The following is a 17,212-nucleotide window of genomic DNA, read 5'->3' as shown; positions in this document are numbered from 1 at the left end:
GCCGCCCGTGCCGTCCCAGCCGCCGTCCCGGCCGCCGGCCGTGCCGTCCCAGCCTCACCGTTCCCCGCCCAGCCGCCGGCCGTGCCGTCCCAGCCTCACCGTTCGCCGCGGCCGGTTCGCGGCCGGGCTCTGTGCCGGTCACCGGCCGTGCCGTCCGGTCGGCACCGCGATGCCCAGGCCGCTCGCGTCGAGCTCACCGTCGCGCAGGACGATCTCGCGGTCGGCGTACCCGGCGACCCCGCCTCGTGCGTGACCAGCACGACGGTGGTGTGCTGCTCGTGCGCGACCCGGACGAGCTGACCCAGCACCTGCTCACCGGTGAGCGTGTCGAGCGCACCGGTCGGCTCGTCGGCGAAGACCACCCGCGGCTCCGTGACGAGCGCCCGTGCCATCGCACACCGCTGCTGCTGCCCGCCGGACATCTCCCCCGGCCGGCTGTCGGCCACCCCGGCCACCCCGACCCGCTCGAGCCACCCGAGCGCCGCGGTCCGCGCCTCCCGCCGCCCGGCCCCGGCGAGCAGCAGCGGCAGGGCGACGTTCTGCGCCGCGGTCAGGTCGGCGACGAGCTGCCCGAACTGGAACAACACCCCGAACTCGGTGCGCCGCAGCCGCGAACGGGCCGCCTCGCTCATCGTGTCGATGCGGTGGCCGCGGTACGTCACCTCGCCCGAGTCGGGCCGCATGATCCCGGCGAGACAGTGCAGCAGCGTGGACTTCCCGCAGCCGCTGGCCCCGGTCACGGCCAGGATCTCCCCCTCGGCGACCCCGAGCGTGACGCCGCGCAGGGCGGGCGTCGCCCCGTACGAGCGCACCACCGCCCGCGCCTGCAGGATGTCGGTCATGTGGGTACCCCCGGGTGCATTTCGGCGACCCGGGCCAGCGTGGTGCGCAGCCAGACCAGGTCCGCATCGAGATGGGCGATGGCGTAGTCGGCCGCGATGACGTCCCCGAAGCCGGCGCCGGGATCGGTCTTCACGGCCGTGAGCTCGCGCAGGCGATCGGCGTGGGCCTTGCGCTGCGCGGCGAGGTAGGCGACGGCCCGCTGCGTGTCGGGCCACATGAGCGCGACCATCACCTTCGTGAGCAGCGCGGCCCCGACGTGCGGCGCGGGCGGCTCGACGGTGGCGACCCAGCGCTCCAGCTCTTCCCGGCCGGCGTCGGTGATGACGAACGCGGTGCGATCGGGCCCACCGGCACGGTCCTGCCCGGCCTGGGTGACGAGCCCGTCGCGCTCGAGCCGCCCGAGCGTGGCGTACACCTGCCCGAAGCCGAGCGGCTTGGCCTTGGGCAGCGTGCGGTCATAGGCGTGCTTGAGGTCGTACCCGTGCCGCGCCCCACCTAGCAGCCCCAGCAACACGTAAGACGCGGACACGCCCTAACTATTCATCGAATGAATAGCGGTGTCAACACGCCTTCTGAGGCTGGTCGGGTTCCCTCAGCCGGACGCCTTCCTCTTGGCCACGTCGTACGCCAGGTGCAAAAAGTCCGACCCGGCAACCGCGGCCGCGACCCCCATCCCGAACCGGGTCAGCCGCGGCGCGAACACCAGCCCCGTCGCCAGCCCTCCGGCAACCCAGACGCCGGCGCAGAATGGACAGGTCACCAGTTCACCGACGGCGTGCCGGGCCCCGTGCCCGCGCGGGCTCTCGTTGAGCTCGGCCTCCCCCGCCGCCTCCTCGAACTCGGTGAACGGCGCCCGGATGGGGCTCGTGATCGCATCCTTGGTGAGCAGCCGCGAGATCTTGTGCGTAGCCACGGCGAGCAAGGCCACGTCGCCGACGGCGGGCCGCTCGGGCAGCTCCCGCCCGGTGAGCCGCGCCACCCCGGCCACGGCCCCGGCGACGGTCGCGAAAACCCCGAGCACCGTCGCGTACCCCTTGAGCGGCCGCTCATCGCCCGCCTTGCGCGCGTAGCGACGAGCCGTCCGGGAATCGATGTCCGCCATGCCCTGTCCGCTACCCGGTCCGCCGATCGGGAAACACCGCGCGCGCAAGCCGTCAGCGCCCGGCGAGATAGCCCTCGACGAGCCGCCGCGGCGCACAGGACAGCCAACCGTCCACAAGGGATTCCTCAAGACGCCGCAGTTGTACCTCGCGCAGGGCCACGAGCACCGCCGCGTACCCGTTGAAATGCGGAATCGTGAAGAACCCGGGACGCTCCTCGGCGAGCACCGCTTCCTTCTCCCCGAGATCAGCGACCCTGATCGCAACGATCGGCCCCACGGGCGGCCGCTCGTCGCCGAAGCGCTTGATGTCGGCCTTGCTGAACGACCGCTCCCAAGCGAACACCTTCCCGCCAACCGCCCACCGCCGGTTGCCGTCGCGCTCCTCCTCGACCACCTCGGGCAGCCGCCCCGCGAGCACCGACACCTCGTCAAGGGTCACCATGCACTCAACGTACCGGCCAAGAGGCCTGACCACTGGCACGCGGGGCCCATCAGTTGTCCAGGTGTCACCAGGAGCCGCGCTAGGGATCACATGGCCCGCGGAATCCTTGACGAGCCGATCACGCTCTGCGCGGCAACGAACCAGCCACAAGCCCCACCACACCGAGCCCCACCACAACGGGCCCCACCACAACGCGTCCCACCACAACGAGCCCCACCACAACGGGCCTCGCGGCAACGAACCAGCCACCGAGCCTCGCGGCAACGAGCGGTCACCGGGCCTCGCGGCAACGAGCGGTCACGGGCCTCGCGGCAACGAGCGGTCACGGGCCTCGCAGGAACGAACCAGCCACCGAGCCTCGCGGCAACGGACCAGCCGCCGAGCCTCGCGGCAACGAGCGGTCACCGGGCCTCACAGGAACGAATCAGCCGCGAGCCCCATAGCGACCATCCGACCACGGGAGGCGCCCCCGACGGAGCCGGTCGCCGGTTTCGCCTGGAGAACGGCGGCCCGCTCTGCAAGGCTCGCGGAGTGACCCGTTCCCGAAAGCGACAGCTCGAACTGGACTGGCCAGCCGGCCCGGTGCGCGGCCTCGATCACGCCGACGCGCGGTTCGACGGCGCCGACCTGACGGAAGCGGACATCGCCGACTGCACGTTTCGTCACTGCGAGTTCGTCAACGTCCGTTTCAACTGCGCGGTTCTGCACGAAGTTGCACTCCTCGACTGCACGTTCACCGGATGCAACTTCTTCGACGCGCAACTGAGCGAGTGCCGCCTGGCCGGCAGCGCATTCGACCGGTGCTCCTTCAGCGGCACCGTCGTCACCGGCGGCGACTGGACCGAGGTCAACCTGGCCCGGGCGGACCTGTCGCTGGCCGAGTTCACCGGCGTACGCCTGCGCCGGGCCGACCTGAGCGCCGCCCGCGGCCAGGGTGCGGTCCTCACCGCCGTCGACTTCGCGGGCGCGACGGTAGCGGAGGCGGATTTTACCGGCGCCGACCTGCGCGGCAGCGTACTGACCGCGTTCGACCCGCGCGTGGCCGAACTGCGCGATGCCATCATCACCGCCGAACAGGCCGTCGACATCGCAATCGCCGCCGGCTTCCAGATTCGCCTGTAAAGAGCCCGCGCAAACGAACACGGCCTGCGCAAACGAACACTGCTAGCGAACGAAAGAGCAGGCGGCAAACGAACAGTGCGAGCGCAAACGAAGAGTGCCAGCGCGACGAACAGGGCGAGCGCGACGAACAGAGCGAGCGCAACGAACAGAGCGAGCGCGAAGAACAGGGCACGTGCAAACGAACAAGACCAGCGCGACGAACAAGGCGCGGGCAAACGAACGGTGCGAGCGTAAACGAACAGAGCGAGCGCAAACGAACAAGGCCAGCGCGAAGAACAGAGCACGTGCAAACGAACAAGACCAGCGCGACGAACAAGGCGTGCGCAAACGAACGGTGCGGCGCGACCAACAGGGCACGTGGAAACGAACAAGACCTGCGCAAACGAACGGTGCGGCGACCAAACAGAGCACGCGGAAACGAACAATGTCGGCGCAAACGAACGGAGCCTGCGCGACAGAAACGGCCAGACAGCCAGCACGACGCACCGCCGGCCGTCTGCGCTCACCGAGCGCGGTCGCCCAAGCCCGCTTCGGTCAGAATTTTGCGACGGCGGCGACCGGACAGCAGGTCGACGTACACGACGCCGTCCAAATGGTCGCATTCATGCTGCAAGCACCGCGCCAGGTAGCCCGACCCCGTCACCGACACCGGCCGCCCCTCCACGTCCACGCCCGTCACCGTGGCGACCGACGCGCGCCGCAGTTCGGTGTGCGGCCCCGGCACCGACAGGCAGCCCTCTGTCTCCTTCGTCGTGGCGCCGCGGCGCGAGAAGGGCTCCAGCACGGGGTTCACGATGTGCCCGGCGTGGCGCTCGCCGTCCGCATCCGGACAGTCGTACACGAACACGCGCAGCGACACGCCGATCTGGTTCGCGGCCAGGCCCACCCCGTCGGCCACCTTCATCGAGGCGCGCATGTCGTCGACCAGCCGAGCCAGGTCCGGGCCGAAGTCGGTCACCTCGGCGCAGGGCCGGTGCAGCACCGGCTCGCCGTACAGCGTGATCGACCGCGCCCTGCCCTTCGCCATCGGACCAAGCTACAGCAGCTCAAGCTACAAGCAGCTCAAGCCACCGCAGCTCAAGCCACCGCAGCTCAAGCCACAGAAGCTCAAGCCACAGAAGCTCAGGCCCCGAACGTGCGGCGCAACTCGCGCTTGAGGACCTTGTGGCTCGGGCCCAGCGGAAGGGTCTCGACGAAGCGGATCTGGCGCGGGTACTTGTGCCGGCCCAAACGCTCCTTCGACCACTCCACGAGCTCGTCCTCGGTCAGCGGTACCGCCGGATCCCGGACGACCACCGCGCAGATCTCCTCGCCGTGCACCGGATGCGCCACCCCGATCACCGCGACCTGCATGATCCCCGGGTGCCGGGCCAGCGCCTCCTCGACCTCCCGCGGGTACACGTTGAAGCCACCCCGGATCACGAGGTCCTTCTTGCGGTCGACGATCGTGATGAAGCCCTCGGCGTCCTTCGTGCCCAGGTCGCCGGAGCGGAACCAGCCGTCCACGATCGCGGCGGCGGTCTCGCCGGGGCGGTCGAGGTACCCGGCGAAGACGTTGTGCCCGCGAATGACGATCTCGCCCAGCTCCCCGGCCGGCAGGAGCTCGATGCGCTCCTCGATCTCAGGCCGGGCGACCTCCACCTCGACGCCCCAGATCGCGTGCCCGACGGTGCCGGCGCGCGTGCCGAAGTGGGGCTGGTTCGTGGTGGCGGTGGGCGAGGTCTCCGACAGGCCGTACCCCTCGAAAATGTTCGTACCGAAGGCCGCGTTGAACTTCTCCAGCACCGCCAGCGGCAGGGCGGCCCCGCCGGAGATGCACAGGCGCAGCTGCGGCCGGTCGGCCGCGGCGCGACCCTCGGCGGCGGCCAGCAGCGCGACGTACATGGTCGGCACGCCGTGGAAGACGGTGACGTTCTCGCGCACCATGAGGTCGAGGGCGGCCTCGCCGGTGAACCGGGCCAGCATCACCAGGGTCGCGCCCAGGCGGAAGGTGCCGTTCATGCCGACGGTCTGGCCGAACGTGTGGAACAGCGGCAGGCAGCCGAGCACGACGTCGGACGAGCGGGCGTCGTTGGCGTCGAACACGTTGACGATCGTGTTCATGACCAGGTTGAGGTGGGTGAGCACCGCGCCCTTCGGCTCGCCGGTGGTGCCGCTCGTGTACAGCACGACCGCCGGGTCCTCGGGCGCCCGCGAGACGTAGGTGCGCAGCGGCGGGGCGTCGAGCAGGTCGGCGGGGGCGACGACGTCGACGCCGGCCATCCCGGCCGCGGCCGCGCCCATCGCCGCCTGGCTCGGGTGGCAGACGAGCAGGCGGGCGCCGCTGTCCTTGAGGGTGTACGCGGCCTCCTCGGCCGTGAGCAGCAGGTGCACGGGGACGACGACTGCGCCCAGGGCGAGCGCCCCGAAGTACACCCGCGGAAAATCCACGACGTTGGGGATCTGCAGGGCCACCCGGTCGCCGGGGCCTACGCCCTGGTCGCGCAGGGCGGCGGCGCAGGCCAGAGCCTCGAGCCAAAGGGTTTCGTACGTCACCCGCTGCTCCCCGTCCACGACGGCGACTTTGTGCGGGTACTTGCGGGCCGACTCGGCCAGCACGGCGGCGAGGGACAGGGTCGCGCTCATGCGCTCTAAACTAACGCTGGAAGTTTTTCCCCGCCAGCTTCAATTTGCATCGGTACTGCACTAACCTCCTCCGGCATGGAGCGGTTCCGCACGACCGATGGGATCAGCATCGCGTACCGCCGCTGGGGCGACCCGTCCGCCCGCCCGCCGGTGGTGCTGCACCACGGTTTCATCGTCGACGCGGTCACCAACTTCGAGGCCCCGGGCGTTGTCGCGGCCCTGGTCGGCGCGGGCCGGCACGTGATCGCCCCGGACGCCCGCGGCCACGGCGCGTCGGGCAAGCCGCACGACACCGCCGCGTACGGCGAGGAGCGCATGGCCCGCGACCTCATCCAGCTCCTGGACCACCTCGGCATGCGCGAGATCGACCTGGTCGGCTACTCCATGGGCGCCGTGGTGTCGGCGATCTTCGCGGCGAACCACGACCGCGTGCGCCGCCTCGTGCTCTCCGGCGTGGGCGCGGCCGTCGCCGAACTCGGCGGCCTGGACGTCCGCGCGATGCCGCCGTCGGAGGTGGCGGCGGTACTGCTGACCGAGTCCCGCAGCGCCATCGAGTCCTCGCCGGCGGTGGGCTTCCGCACGCTGGCCGACGCCCTGGGCGCGGACCGGGTGGCCCTCGCGGCCCAGGCCAACGCCGCGAACCGCACGCCTATCGCGCTGGAGCGCATCACCGCCCCGACCCTGGTCCTCGCCGGCGCCGACGATCCCCTGGCCGTCCGCCCGCAGGACCTGGCCGCCGCGATCCCGGGCGCCCGGTCGCGGGTGGTGAGCGGCGACCACATGACCACGCTGCGCTCCCCCGCGTACCTTCCGGCGCTGCTGGACTTCCTGAACTCCTAACCGCCCTCCTCCCGCATTCCGCCGGTTGCCGTGAACCGGAATGCCTCGCCGTGGTGAGTACAGGTGACGACCTGTACTTGGAGGTGGGTATGGCCGGAGTCGAGGTGCCGACGGTGGACGACTCGTCCGTCATCGTCTCCTCGTTGCGGGAGCCGCAGCAGTTCGCGGTCCTGTACGAGCGGTACGCGGGCGATGTGCACAGGTACATCTACCGGCGGGTCGGGCCGGATCTGGCCGACGACCTGGTCGCCCAGACGTTCCTGGTGGCGTTTGCGCGGCGGCACACCTACGACGCATCGGTGCACCGTGCCCGGCCGTGGTTGTTCGGCATCGCCACGTGGGAGATCTCCCGGCATCGGCGGGTCGAGTCGGCACGGTACCGCGCGCTGGCCCGCGCCGCCCCGGACCAGCCGGTGCCGGAGGGGATCGCCGAGCGGGTGGCCGATGCCGTGACCGCCCGCGTCGCCTATCCCGCCCTGGCCGAGGCCCTCGCCCGCCTGAGGGCCGGCGACCGCGACTGCCTGCTGCTGTACGCCTGGGGTGACCTGACCTACGAGGAGGTCGCCGCCGGGCTGCGGATTCCGGTCGGCACCGTGCGGTCGCGGCTGAACCGGGCCCGGCGGAAGCTGCGCGACGCGTTCGGCGGGAACGATCCGATGGCCATCAAGGAGGAGAACGAATGAGCGCCCTCGACCAGCTCGGCATCATGCTCGACCCCGGGCACGGGCCCGCCGACCACATCGGCCACGACCTGCGGCGGGCGTTCTCCCAGCCGCCCCGCCGGGCCCCGCGGCGGAACGTCAGGCGGCTCGTCACCGCCGGCGCCCTGGCGACGATGCTGGCCGCCGCCGTCCTGGTGGTACAGGCGACCGGGCAGCCGCAGGCCGGCGCCGCCGACGTGCTGAACCGAGCGGCCGCCGCGGCCGGCCGGGAGCCGGAGCTGGCCGCACGGCCGGACCAGTTCGTCTTCAGCGAGTGGTGGGGCGTCGTACCCGACAACCAGCAGGTCCGCTACCTGCGGACCTGGACGTCGGTCGACGGCCGCCGCCCGGGCGAGCTCCGCTACCGCGTCAAGGGCAGCACCGAGTGGCACGCCGAGCCCACGCCGGCGAGCGGCCGGCCGGCCTACCACGACGACCTCCCGACCGATCCCGACGCGATGCTGCACTTCCTGTACACGCACGACATCCCGATCTGCGACGGCAACAACAGCTGCGTGCCCCGCGGCCTCGAGCCAGCCGAGAACATGGCCTTCCACGTCGCCGGCGACCTGCTGCGCGGATACGTCACCCCGAAGGCCCGCGCCGCCCTGTTCCAAGCCGCGGCCAAGATCCCGGGCACGGAGGTCGAACGCGACGTGCTCGACGCGGCCGGCCGCTCCACGATCGGCGTCCGGCTGCCCGACGGCGACGAACGGGGCGACTGGACCGAGCTCCTCTTCGACCCGAAGACCTACCGGTACCTCGGATTCCGCATGTCCACGGGCGGCAAGATCGGCGTGACGGCCATCGAGCGGGTCAGCATCACCGACCGCCCCGGCCAACTACCGTAGGCCGAGGCCCGGGCAGTCCCGGCGATCAGTCCGGCTGCGAGCCCGAGCCTCGCAGCCCGGCGATCCCCTCCCGGCCGTAGGCGGCGGGCAGCAGCAGTCCCCGCGGCCGGTCCACCGGGGCGTCTTCGGCGAGCGCCCGCTCGACCAGGAACCGGACGTCGCCCTGGACGGCGGGTTCCCACAGCGCGACGAGGTCGACCGGCGCCCCGAGCTCGATCAGCAGCCGCGCGGTCTCCCCGAACCCGCGCCAGGTGACCGACTGCAGCGACTCCGCAGTGAGCGGCGCACCCGCGGCCGGCAGCAGCCGGGCGCAGGCGGGGTTCGCGGCGTGGCCGAGGGCGTCGTGCGGGAACATGCCTCAGATGATCTCAAGGTTGGCCATCATGCCCATGTCTTCGTGCTCGGTGTTGTGGCAGTGGAAGAGGAACCGGCCGCGGTACCCGTCGAAGCGGGTGATGATCTCGGCCGACTCGCCGGGGCGCAGGGAGACGGTGTCCTTCAGGCCCGCGTCGTGGGGCAGGGGCGGGCCGCCGCCGCGCGAGAGGACGCGGAAGCCGGTCAGATGCAGGTGGACCGGGTGGTGGACGTCGGCGACGAGGCGCCACACCTCGACGTCGCCGAGCCTGGTGGTGACGTCGGCACGGGCGGGATTGAAGGGCAGGCCGCCGATCAGCCATCCGCGCTCGCCGTCCATCCGTCCGGCGCGGAAGGAGAAGTCGCGCACGGTGGCGGCGTCCGGGCGCTGCCAGGCCGGCAGATCGGTGCAGAGCACCGGCGGGACGCGGCTGTCGTCGGCGGTGGCGCGGGCGATGCGGAAGGCCATCACGTCGCGGGTGCGGCCGGTGCCCAGCCGGTTGCGGAGCCGGACGCGGCCGCCGGTCGGGACGCCGGCGAAGTCGATGATCACGTCGAAGCGTTCGGCGGGGGCCAGCGGCAGGAGTCGATGGGTGACCGGCGCCGCGAGCAGGCCCTGGTCGGCGCCGATCTGGACGAGGTCGAGCCGGCGTCCGTCGTCGGTGACCGCCTCGAGTTCGTAGTGGCGGGCGTTGGAGGCGTTGAGGATGCGCAGCCGGTACCGGGCCGCGTCGGCCTCGTGCACGGGCCACGGGGCGCCGTTGACGAGGATCACGTCGCCGAGGACGCCGGCGGAGTACGCCTCGGTCACCCCCGGGCGGTCCCGCAGGGTGGCGTCCAGGGACGGGTAGGCGAGGCTGCCGTCGGCGGCGAACGCCCGGTCGGCGATCATGAGGGGCAGTTCGCGCGCCCCGGCGGGCAGGCCGAGATCGTCCTCGGCGTCGTCGCGGACGATCTGCATCCCGGCCAGGCCCCGCCAGATCGCGGGCGCGGTGAAGTCCATCCGGTGGTCGTGGTACCACAGCAACGCCGGCCGCTGGTCCAGCGAGTAGGTGTAGTCCCGCGTCAGCTCGGTCACCACGGCTCGCGGATCGTGCCCGCCGTGCCCCATGTGCATGGCGCCGCCGGGCCCGCCCTTGGGCAGGACGAGGTCGGTCGGGTACCCGTCCGAGTCGGCCGGGGTGTGTCCGCCGTGCAGGTGCACGACGGTCGGCACGGGCAGCTCGTTGCGGTGCGTCACGGTGACGGGCCGGCCGCGGCGCGTCTCGATCGTAGGACCCGGGAACGTGCCGTCGTACGTCCACAGCCGCGTCGGGACGCCGGGGAGGATCTCGGCGATCGTCTCCCGCTGGGTGATCGCATAGCGGCCGGGGCCGACCGGCCGCAGTACGGCGGGAACCGGCAACGGCACCTGGAACGGCGGCGGCAGCGGTACGGCGCTGCGCAGCTCGGCGCCGGTGGTCGACGGCCGCCGGGCCAGCGCGGCCGAGACCGACAGGCCGGTGGCCGCGACCACCCCGAGCGCCCCGCCGATGCCCAGGATCCGTCGCCGGGACATGCCGCGGCCCTCGTCGCGTTCAGGCATCGCGGGCCTCCCGGCGCCCGAGGGGCCCGCGCCAGACGCCGATGAACTGCACGACGATCGCCGCGACGGTCATCACGCCCAGCGGGATGTGCAGCCACAGCGCACCGTCCCGGCCGGCGAAGTACTGCACCGTCTCGGCCGCCACCAGACCGATCGTGGCCGGCAGCGGCCAGATCTGACGCAGCCGTACCCAGACCACGATCGCGGCGATCAGCTGCAGGTAGCCGATGGAGGTGACCACGTCGGCGCCGGCCGAGTGCCAGCGCAGGCCGTCGAAGTCACCGGTGAGGTACAGCCCGGCGGACACCGGCTGGCCGACGAGTGCCACCACGTGCGCGCTGACGACCGCCCGCAGCGTCCACCCCGCGGGGCTCGTACGGGGCACGGCCACGATGAGCATGCGTCTCCTTCCGGTTCAGGCCGCGGCCGGGCGGAAGGCCGCCACGCGGTGGGCGACCCATTGGGCGTAGGTGAAGGGCGGCCGGCCGCTGACGTCCTCGACCACCGGCAGGACCTCCGCGGTCGTACCGTCCCGGGCGGCCAGCCCGTCGAAGAGCTGGTCGACCACGGGCCCCGGCATGCCGCGGAGCAGCATCTGCTCCCGGAACCGCGTCCGGGACACCTCCTCGAAGCGCAGCGGCCGCCCGATCGTCTCGGCGATGATCCGCACGCGCTCGACCTGGGTGAGCGACTGCGGCCCGGTGAGCGTGTACGCCTCGCCGGTGCGTCCGTCGAGGAGGGCGCGGACGGCGACCGCGGCGATGTCCCGCGGATCGACCGGGGCCATCGCGGCGTTGCCGTACACCCCGCGGACGACGCCGCCCTCGATGATCTGCGGCGCCCAGGCCAGATCGTTGGTCATGAACGCGCCGGGGCGCACGAACGTCCACGGCAGCCCGGAGGCGGCGACGGCCCGTTCGAGGTTCAGGTGCCGTTCGCCGATGTACCCGGGCGAGGGCGCCGTGACGCTCGCCGACGACAGCAGCACGACGTGCCGCAGGCCGGCCGGCCGGGCCGCGTCGAGGAATGCGTCGACCCCGGTGGAGGCGGGGAACAGCAGCGCCCGCTCGATGCCGGACAGTGCCGCGGGCAGGGTTTCCGGCCGGCTCAGGTCGCCGGGCACGACCTCGACGCCGGCCGGGAAGGTACGGCCGCCGGGGTTGCGGGTCATGACGCGGACGTCCTCGCCCACATCGAGCAGCCGGCGGACGACGTCGGCGCCGACATTTCCGGTGCCGCCGGTCACCAGGATCGGGTCAGGGCTCAAGGTCGACCACTCCCTGGCCGCCGGGCATGTCGAGGGGCACCGACACGTGGTCGTGCGCGATCAGCCAGGCGTCGTCGATCTTCCGGAAGCAGTATGTGACCCGGACCCACATGCCGCTGGTCGCCGGCCCGTGCTTCGGCGTGCCGCCGAGCCGCGCGAAGGCGTGCCCGAACGCGATGTCACCGGCGACGGTGAGCGTCAGGTCGCGAACCTCGTACCGGAGGCTCTCGAAGAACGCGAACGCCCTCTCCCAGTTCCTGAGTTTCGCCTGTACCCCGACATGCTGCAGGGGCGGCTCGACATCGAAGGACACGACGTCGGGCGCGTACACCCGCCGCAGTCCCTCAAGATCCTTGGCGGCCAGTCCTTCGATGATCCGGTCGATCTGACGGCGAATCTCTGCTTCAGCCATGCCGACCACGCTATGCCCGCGAAGCTATCCCGTCTAAGATCAGTATTGTCATGGCGTTATATCCGGGGAGGCATGATTGGAGCTGAACGCACTCCGGCAGTTCCTCGTGGTGGCCCGGCTGGAGCATCTGAGCCGGGCGGCCGACGAGCTGCGCATCGCCCAGCCCTCGCTGAGCCGCACCATCGCCCGGCTGGAGGGCGAGCTGGGCGCGGCGCTGTTCGACCGCAGCGGCCGGCTCCGGCTGAACGACACCGGCATGCTCTTCCGCGATCACGTCGAGCGCGCCCTCGGCGAGCTCGACGCCGGCCGGCGCGCCGTCGCCGAGGCCGCCAGCCACGGCGTCGGCACCGTACGCCTCGCGTCGGAGACGTTCCTGACCCTCACCGGACCGCTGGCCGCCTACAAGCGTGCCCATCCCGCCACCGAGATCGAGCTGCACTGGTCGCCGGCCGAGGACATGAACCGCCGCCTGCGGGCCCAGGACGTCGACCTGTGCGTCGCCTCGCAGCCGATCCACGCCGAGGGCCTGGAGTCGGTGCAACTGTTCGACGAGGCGGTCGGGGTGGGCGTACCGCTCGGTCATCCGCTGGCCGGCCGCCCGTCCGTGACCATCGACGAGCTCGCCGATCAGCCCTTCGTCACCGCCCGCAGGGGGCACTGGCTGCGCCGGCTGCTCGATCGGCTCTTCGCCGCCCGCGGCCTCACCCCGAAGGTCGTCTGCGAGAGCGACGAACACGGCGCCATCGCGGAACTGATCAGCGCGGGACTCGGCATCGGGCTCGTCCCGGACTTCGCAGGCCGCCTCGCCGCACGGACCGCCGGCGTCTGGATTCCCGTCGACAGCGCCGACTGCCGCCGCACGGTGAGCCTGTACTGGGCCACCGACAGCCACCCGTCGACGGCCGCCCGGCTGATGCGCACCACGATCACCGGCTGGAACTGGCTAGACTGCCGATCCAGCGGTAGTGACGAGGCCAGCGGGGGCGGCGAATGAGTACCGACGAGCGGATCGAACGGGCCCGAGAGGTCTACCGGCAGGCCGTGTACGGCGGCGACACCAGCGCGCTGGCCGACGCCCAACTAGGCCTGGACGCGCTCGAGGCCGACACCGCGCTGGCGCGCGGGATGATCCTGCACGCGCGGTTCCAGAACGCCGAGGACCCCGCCGAGGACCCGGACGAACTGCCGTTGTTCGAGCGCTCGCTCGCGCTGTACCAGGCCCTGGGCGACCCGCGCGGCGAGGGCGAGGCGTTGTTCTGGATCGGGTGCCTGCACCAGTATGTCCGGCGCGACGACGAGACCGCGGTCCCGTACCTCGAACGGTCCCTCGACCTGGCCGCGCGGGCCGGTGACAAGCCGACCTGGTCGGAGGCGCTGCGCCACCTGGGCATCTCGGCGCACCGGGCCGGCCGGCTGGACGAGGCGCGCGAGCGGCTGGAGGAGTCGTCGCGGCTGCGGCGGGAGGTCGGGGCCCTGCCGGGCGTCGCGTCCAACATGATCGGGCTGGCGTACATCGCCGCCGCCCAGGATCGCCGCGCGGACGCGGTCGCGACGCTCGACGAGGCGCACGCCATCGCCGGCGCGCACGGTGCGCACGCCATCGTGCGGCACATCGAGGAGGCCCGGACGCGGATCTGAGCGTGCGCGAGGATCGGGGTCATGGCGAACGTCTGGTCCGGAGTCACGATCGACTGTCTCGATCCCGTGCGGGTGGCGCGCTTCTGGAGTGCGCTGCTCGGCCGGGAGCCCGGCCCCGCCCAGGACGGCTGGGTGTACCTCGGCGAGCGCGGCGACCCCCAGCCGCGCCTGGTGTTCCAGCCGGTGCCCGAGCCACCGGCCGGGAAGGTGCGCATCCACCTCGACGTCGCCGTCGACGACATCGAGGACGGCATGCGGCAGGTCGAGGCGCTCGGGGGCCGGGCCACCGGCGAGCGGCACGACTACGACGCGGGCGTGGTCGTCGTGATGGCCGACCCCGAGGGGCACGAGTTCTGCCTGGTGCAGTACTACATCAGCCCTTGACCCCCGATGCGGCCACGCCGCTGACGAAGAAGCGCTGGAAGACGATGAACACCACGGCGACCGGGATGATGGTGAGGATCGAGCCGGCCATCATCACCGGGTAGTCGTAGCTCTGCCCGCCCGCCCCCCCGCGGCCCAGCGTCGACAGGCCGAACGGCAGCGTCCACAGCGACGGGCTCGCCCGGACCACGATGAGCGGCAGCAGGAACTCGTTCCACACGCCCTGGAACGACAGGATGGTCAGGGTCAGCAGCGCCGGCCGGGCCAGCGGCAGCACGATGTGCCAGTAGGCCCCGAAGATCGAGGCGCCGTCGATGCGGGCCGCCTCCTCCAGCTCACGGGGCAGCTCCACGAAGAACTGGCGCATGAGGAAGATGCCCATCGCGTCAACGGCCAAGGGCAGAATCATTCCGGTGTACGAGTTGAGCAGCGTCAGCTCCTTGAGCACCAGGAACCGGGGCACCGTGAGCACGATCGGCGGCACCGCGAGGACCGACACGACGCCGGCGAAGACGATCCCCCGGCCGCGCCACTGCAGCCGGGCGAGCGCGTAACCGGCCAGGGAGTCCAGGAACACGCGCAGCAGCGTGGCCACGACGGTGATGAGCAGCGAGTTGAACGTCCACAGTGGAAAGTCGCTGTGCAGCAGCACGTCGGACCAGGCCCGCAGGTCGGGCGAGGCCGGCCACGGGGTGACCGGGTGGGCCGCGACCTCGGGCCGGGACTTGAACGAGGTGGCCAGGGACAGGATGAACGGGTAGATGAAGATGACGGCGAACAGCGTCAGGAGGGCCCGGCGGATCATCAGCGCTCCCTGCGCAGGACCAGCCGCTGCAGGCCGGTGAAGACGAGGATGATGACGAACACGATGAAGGCGATCGCGGCCGCGCGGCCCATCGCGGAGTTCTGGAAGCCCTCGCGGTAGACGAGATACGCCGGCGTCAGGGTGCTCTTCTGGGGTCCGCCGGAGGTCATGGCGTACACCTGGTCGAACACCTGCCAGGTGCCGATCAGCCCCAGCGTGATCACGAGGAAGAGGGTGGGCTTGAGCATCGGCAGCGTCACGCGCCAGAACAGCTGCACGCGGCTGGCCCCGTCGACCTGCGCGGCCTCCTCGACCTCGGTCGGGATGTTCTGCAGCCCGGCCAGGAACATGAGCATGAAGGTGCCGGTCGTGGTCCAGGTGGCCAGGATCATCACGGAGCTCAGCGCGACGCTCGGCCCGGAGAGCCAGTCCCACCACGACAGGTCGAGGAACTCGTGGCGCAGCGGGCCGGGCGGCGCGTCGACGCCGACGGCGCGCAGCAGCAGGTGGATGAGCCCGTCGGAGTCGTCGAGCCAGACCAGCCCGACCTTGCCCGGCAGCAGCGCGGACAGCACGGTGTTGACCACGCCGGTCGGGCTGAACAGGAACACGAAGATGAACGCGACCGCGATCGAGCTGGTGACCGACGGGAAGTAGAACGCGGCCCGGAAGAACGTGCGGCCCTTGAGCAGCTTGGTGTTGACGATGACGGCGAGCACCAGGGCCAGGAACGTCTGCGCGGGCACCACGCCGATCACGTAGTACAGGTTGTTGCGCAGGCTCTTGGCGAAGTCCCCGCGCACCACGCCGGAGTGGGCGAGCAGGTCCTGGTAGTTGTCCGCGCCGGCCGGGGTCGAGGCGGACAGCGGGGTGAGGCCCGACCAGTCGCGGAAGCTCACCCACAGCGCGAGCAGGATCGGCGCGACCATGAACACGCCGAGCAGGATGAGCGCGGGCGACACGAACAGCCATCCGGCCAGTCCCTGCCGCCCGCGGATGTCGCTCCCGCGCATCAGCCCAGCACCGAGGAGCCGGCCTTCTGCGTGCCGGTCACCACGTCGTCGACGGTGTTGTTGCCCTTCGCCAGGCCCTGGATGCCGTCGTTGAACGTGTCGATGACGGTGCTGAAGCCCGGCACGAACACCGACTTCTTCGCGTAGTCGGCGCCGGAGACGAACGCCTTGAGCTCCGGCTTGTCCGCCAGCCACTTGCCGGCCAGGGACTTGCGCGACGGCATGACCGGGAACTCCTTGGTGATGGTGAGCTGCTCGTCCGGCGAGGTCAGGAACTTGACCAGGTCGACGGCGGCGGCCTTGCTCTTGGAGGCCTTCGCCACGCCGTAGCAGACGGAGAACGACATGGTGCCCTTGCCGGCCGGGCCCGCGGGGAGCTCGGCGACGGCGTACTTGGTGTTCGGGAAGTCGTTCTTCATCGCGCCGACGATCCAGTTGCCCTCGACCGTCATCGAGGTCAGGCCCTTGCCGAAGGCCTCGCCGCCCCAGCCGGCGCCGACCGCCGCTGGGGTGCCGAACCAGCCGGCCTTGTGGTTGTCGGTGAGGTACTGCAGCGCCTGCCGCATTTGCGAGGTGTCCATCGTCATCTTCGTGATGCCGTCGTCGGTCGGCCACGCGCCGGCCTGGGCGAAGAACGCGCCCCAGCGGTAGAACTCCGGGGCCAGGACCAGGCCCGGGTGGCCCGGCTTGGTGAGCGCCTTCGCGGTCGTGGCGAGCTCGTCCCACGTCGTCGGCGGCTTGAGGCCCGCGGCCTGGAAGTCTGCGGTGTTGTAGACCAGCTGCAGGGTCGAGAAGTCCTTGGGCGCGCAGTAGTACGTGCCCTGGTACGTGAACGACTGCTTCAGCGTGTCGTAGAAGTCGCCGGGGTTGTCGACCTGGTCGCCGATCGCCTCGAGGGCGCCGCTCTTGCCCAGGTCGGGCAGCTTGTTGTCGTTGACGTAGAACACGTCCGGCGGCTGCCCGCCGGCCAGCGCGGTGGTGAGCGCGGTGTCGTACTCGGGCAGCACCTTCAGCTCGACGGTGTTGCGCCCCTGCTTGTTGTAGTCGTCGATGGCCTTGCGCAGCACGGCGTCCTCGGCCGGGGAGGACGAGAACGCGAACATGGTGAGCTTCGCGCCGGTGGCGTCGCCCTGCTTGCCGCTGCCGTCGTCACCGCAGGCGGTGGTGGCCGACAGCAGGCCGGCGAGTATCAGGGCGAGGACTGGTCTGGTCTTCCGCATGGTGGGCG

20 protein-coding genes and 1 pseudogene are annotated in these 17,212 nt (G+C 71.5%); 7 read left to right on the top strand and 14 right to left on the bottom strand.

The window, feature by feature from the left end; genetic code table 11:
* Positions 1 to 138 precede the first annotated feature (138 nt).
* The 4 genes and pseudogenes from ACPPVO_RS18505 to ACPPVO_RS18490 all read right to left on the bottom strand — a co-directional run bounded on the left by ACPPVO_RS18505 (position 139) and on the right by ACPPVO_RS18490 (position 2,384).
* A pseudogene (locus ACPPVO_RS18505) lies at positions 139 to 842 on the bottom strand (ABC transporter ATP-binding protein).
* Positions 839 to 1,372, bottom strand: a complete 534-nt coding sequence (locus tag ACPPVO_RS18500; protein WP_426512435.1) for a PadR family transcriptional regulator — start codon at positions 1,370 to 1,372, stop codon at positions 839 to 841. Before ACPPVO_RS18500 ends, ACPPVO_RS18505 begins: the two are co-directional and overlap by 4 nt.
* Positions 1,373 to 1,435: 63 nt before the next feature.
* Complete coding sequence (locus tag ACPPVO_RS18495; RefSeq protein ID WP_426512434.1) at positions 1,436 to 1,945, bottom strand: DUF1360 domain-containing protein; 510 nt, start codon at positions 1,943 to 1,945, stop codon at positions 1,436 to 1,438.
* Between the two features lie 52 nt (positions 1,946 to 1,997).
* Positions 1,998 to 2,384: an MmcQ/YjbR family DNA-binding protein gene (locus ACPPVO_RS18490; RefSeq protein ID WP_426512433.1), complete on the bottom strand. Its 387-nt coding sequence runs from the start codon at positions 2,382 to 2,384 to the stop codon at positions 1,998 to 2,000.
* A gap of 534 nt (positions 2,385 to 2,918) precedes the next feature.
* Here ACPPVO_RS18490 and ACPPVO_RS18485 point away from each other — a divergent pair.
* On the top strand, positions 2,919 to 3,509 hold the full coding sequence (locus ACPPVO_RS18485) for a pentapeptide repeat-containing protein (protein ID WP_426512432.1): 591 nt from the start codon (positions 2,919 to 2,921) through the stop codon (positions 3,507 to 3,509).
* 502 nt (positions 3,510 to 4,011) lie between these two features.
* Here the strand turns inward: ACPPVO_RS18485 and def are convergent.
* Positions 4,012 to 4,536, bottom strand: coding sequence for a peptide deformylase (gene def, locus ACPPVO_RS18480; protein WP_426512431.1), 525 nt, complete (start codon positions 4,534 to 4,536; stop codon positions 4,012 to 4,014).
* Between the two features lie 95 nt (positions 4,537 to 4,631).
* Positions 4,632 to 6,134 (bottom strand): long-chain-fatty-acid--CoA ligase, encoded by a 1,503-nt coding sequence (locus ACPPVO_RS18475; protein ID WP_426512430.1) that lies wholly within the window; start codon positions 6,132 to 6,134, stop codon positions 4,632 to 4,634.
* Positions 6,135 to 6,209: 75 nt separating this feature from the next.
* On the opposite strand from ACPPVO_RS18475, the gene ACPPVO_RS18470 reads away from it, so the two are divergent.
* The 3 genes from ACPPVO_RS18470 to ACPPVO_RS18460 all read left to right on the top strand — a co-directional run bounded on the left by ACPPVO_RS18470 (position 6,210) and on the right by ACPPVO_RS18460 (position 8,526).
* Positions 6,210 to 6,974, top strand: coding sequence for an alpha/beta fold hydrolase (locus tag ACPPVO_RS18470; protein ID WP_426512429.1), 765 nt, complete (start codon positions 6,210 to 6,212; stop codon positions 6,972 to 6,974).
* Positions 6,975 to 7,063: 89 nt separating this feature from the next.
* Entirely contained in the window at positions 7,064 to 7,657 is a 594-nt protein-coding gene (locus ACPPVO_RS18465; RefSeq protein ID WP_426512428.1) for an RNA polymerase sigma factor, read from the top strand.
* Positions 7,654 to 8,526: a CU044_5270 family protein gene (locus tag ACPPVO_RS18460; protein WP_426512427.1), complete on the top strand. Its 873-nt coding sequence runs from the start codon at positions 7,654 to 7,656 to the stop codon at positions 8,524 to 8,526. Before ACPPVO_RS18465 ends, ACPPVO_RS18460 begins: the two co-directional genes overlap by 4 nt.
* Before the next feature lie 25 nt (positions 8,527 to 8,551).
* Here ACPPVO_RS18460 and ACPPVO_RS18455 read toward each other — a convergent pair whose 3' ends face one another.
* The 5 genes from ACPPVO_RS18455 to ACPPVO_RS18435 are packed head-to-tail and all read right to left on the bottom strand — an operon-like array spanning position 8,552 to position 12,144.
* A complete protein-coding gene (locus tag ACPPVO_RS18455; protein ID WP_426512426.1) occupies positions 8,552 to 8,881 on the bottom strand; it encodes a hypothetical protein in 330 nt (109 codons plus the stop codon).
* Between the two features lie 3 nt (positions 8,882 to 8,884).
* Positions 8,885 to 10,465 carry a multicopper oxidase family protein gene (locus ACPPVO_RS18450; RefSeq protein WP_426512425.1) on the bottom strand — a complete coding sequence of 527 codons (1,581 nt, stop codon included), beginning with the start codon at positions 10,463 to 10,465 and terminating at the stop codon, positions 8,885 to 8,887.
* Complete coding sequence (locus tag ACPPVO_RS18445) at positions 10,458 to 10,865, bottom strand: hypothetical protein (protein WP_426512424.1); 408 nt, start codon at positions 10,863 to 10,865, stop codon at positions 10,458 to 10,460. Before ACPPVO_RS18445 ends, ACPPVO_RS18450 begins: the two co-directional genes overlap by 8 nt.
* Positions 10,866 to 10,880: 15 nt before the next feature.
* Positions 10,881 to 11,732 carry an NAD(P)H-binding protein gene (locus tag ACPPVO_RS18440; protein WP_426512423.1) on the bottom strand — a complete coding sequence of 284 codons (852 nt, stop codon included), beginning with the start codon at positions 11,730 to 11,732 and terminating at the stop codon, positions 10,881 to 10,883.
* On the bottom strand, positions 11,722 to 12,144 hold the full coding sequence (locus tag ACPPVO_RS18435; RefSeq protein ID WP_426512422.1) for a YybH family protein: 423 nt from the start codon (positions 12,142 to 12,144) through the stop codon (positions 11,722 to 11,724). Before ACPPVO_RS18435 ends, ACPPVO_RS18440 begins: the two co-directional genes overlap by 11 nt.
* 76 nt (positions 12,145 to 12,220) lie before the next feature.
* On the opposite strand from ACPPVO_RS18435, the gene ACPPVO_RS18430 reads away from it, so the two are divergent.
* Genes ACPPVO_RS18430 through ACPPVO_RS18420 form a run of 3 tightly spaced genes read left to right on the top strand, consistent with a single transcriptional unit; the run spans position 12,221 to position 14,166 of the window.
* Positions 12,221 to 13,138, top strand: coding sequence for a LysR substrate-binding domain-containing protein (locus ACPPVO_RS18430; protein ID WP_426512421.1), 918 nt, complete (start codon positions 12,221 to 12,223; stop codon positions 13,136 to 13,138).
* Positions 13,135 to 13,782 (top strand): tetratricopeptide repeat protein, encoded by a 648-nt coding sequence (locus ACPPVO_RS18425; protein ID WP_426512420.1) that lies wholly within the window; start codon positions 13,135 to 13,137, stop codon positions 13,780 to 13,782. Before ACPPVO_RS18430 ends, ACPPVO_RS18425 begins: the two co-directional genes overlap by 4 nt.
* Positions 13,783 to 13,803: 21 nt before the next feature.
* Positions 13,804 to 14,166 carry a VOC family protein gene (locus tag ACPPVO_RS18420; RefSeq protein WP_426512419.1) on the top strand — a complete coding sequence of 121 codons (363 nt, stop codon included), beginning with the start codon at positions 13,804 to 13,806 and terminating at the stop codon, positions 14,164 to 14,166.
* Here ACPPVO_RS18420 and ACPPVO_RS18415 read toward each other — a convergent pair.
* From ACPPVO_RS18415 to ACPPVO_RS18405, 3 genes are read right to left on the bottom strand one after another with little or no spacing between them, the layout of a single operon-like run.
* Positions 14,156 to 14,971, bottom strand: a complete 816-nt coding sequence (locus tag ACPPVO_RS18415; protein ID WP_426512418.1) for a carbohydrate ABC transporter permease — start codon at positions 14,969 to 14,971, stop codon at positions 14,156 to 14,158. The genes ACPPVO_RS18420 and ACPPVO_RS18415 overlap by 11 nt on opposite strands.
* Complete coding sequence (locus ACPPVO_RS18410; RefSeq protein ID WP_426512417.1) at positions 14,971 to 15,984, bottom strand: carbohydrate ABC transporter permease; 1,014 nt, start codon at positions 15,982 to 15,984, stop codon at positions 14,971 to 14,973. The genes ACPPVO_RS18415 and ACPPVO_RS18410 overlap by 1 nt, the downstream gene beginning before the upstream one ends.
* The gene (locus tag ACPPVO_RS18405; protein ID WP_426512416.1) at positions 15,984 to 17,204 is read right to left on the bottom strand and encodes a sugar ABC transporter substrate-binding protein; all 1,221 of its coding nucleotides are present in this window, start codon (positions 17,202 to 17,204) and stop codon (positions 15,984 to 15,986) included. Before ACPPVO_RS18405 ends, ACPPVO_RS18410 begins: the two co-directional genes overlap by 1 nt.
* Positions 17,205 to 17,212 lie beyond the last annotated feature (8 nt).

Origin of the sequence: Dactylosporangium sp. McL0621 (assembly GCF_049995355.1) — a bacterium.
In the GTDB taxonomy this organism is placed as follows: domain Bacteria; phylum Actinomycetota; class Actinomycetes; order Mycobacteriales; family Micromonosporaceae; genus Dactylosporangium.
Note: the sequence above shows the minus strand (reverse complement) of the source record. Positions and strands in the feature narration are given on the sequence as shown.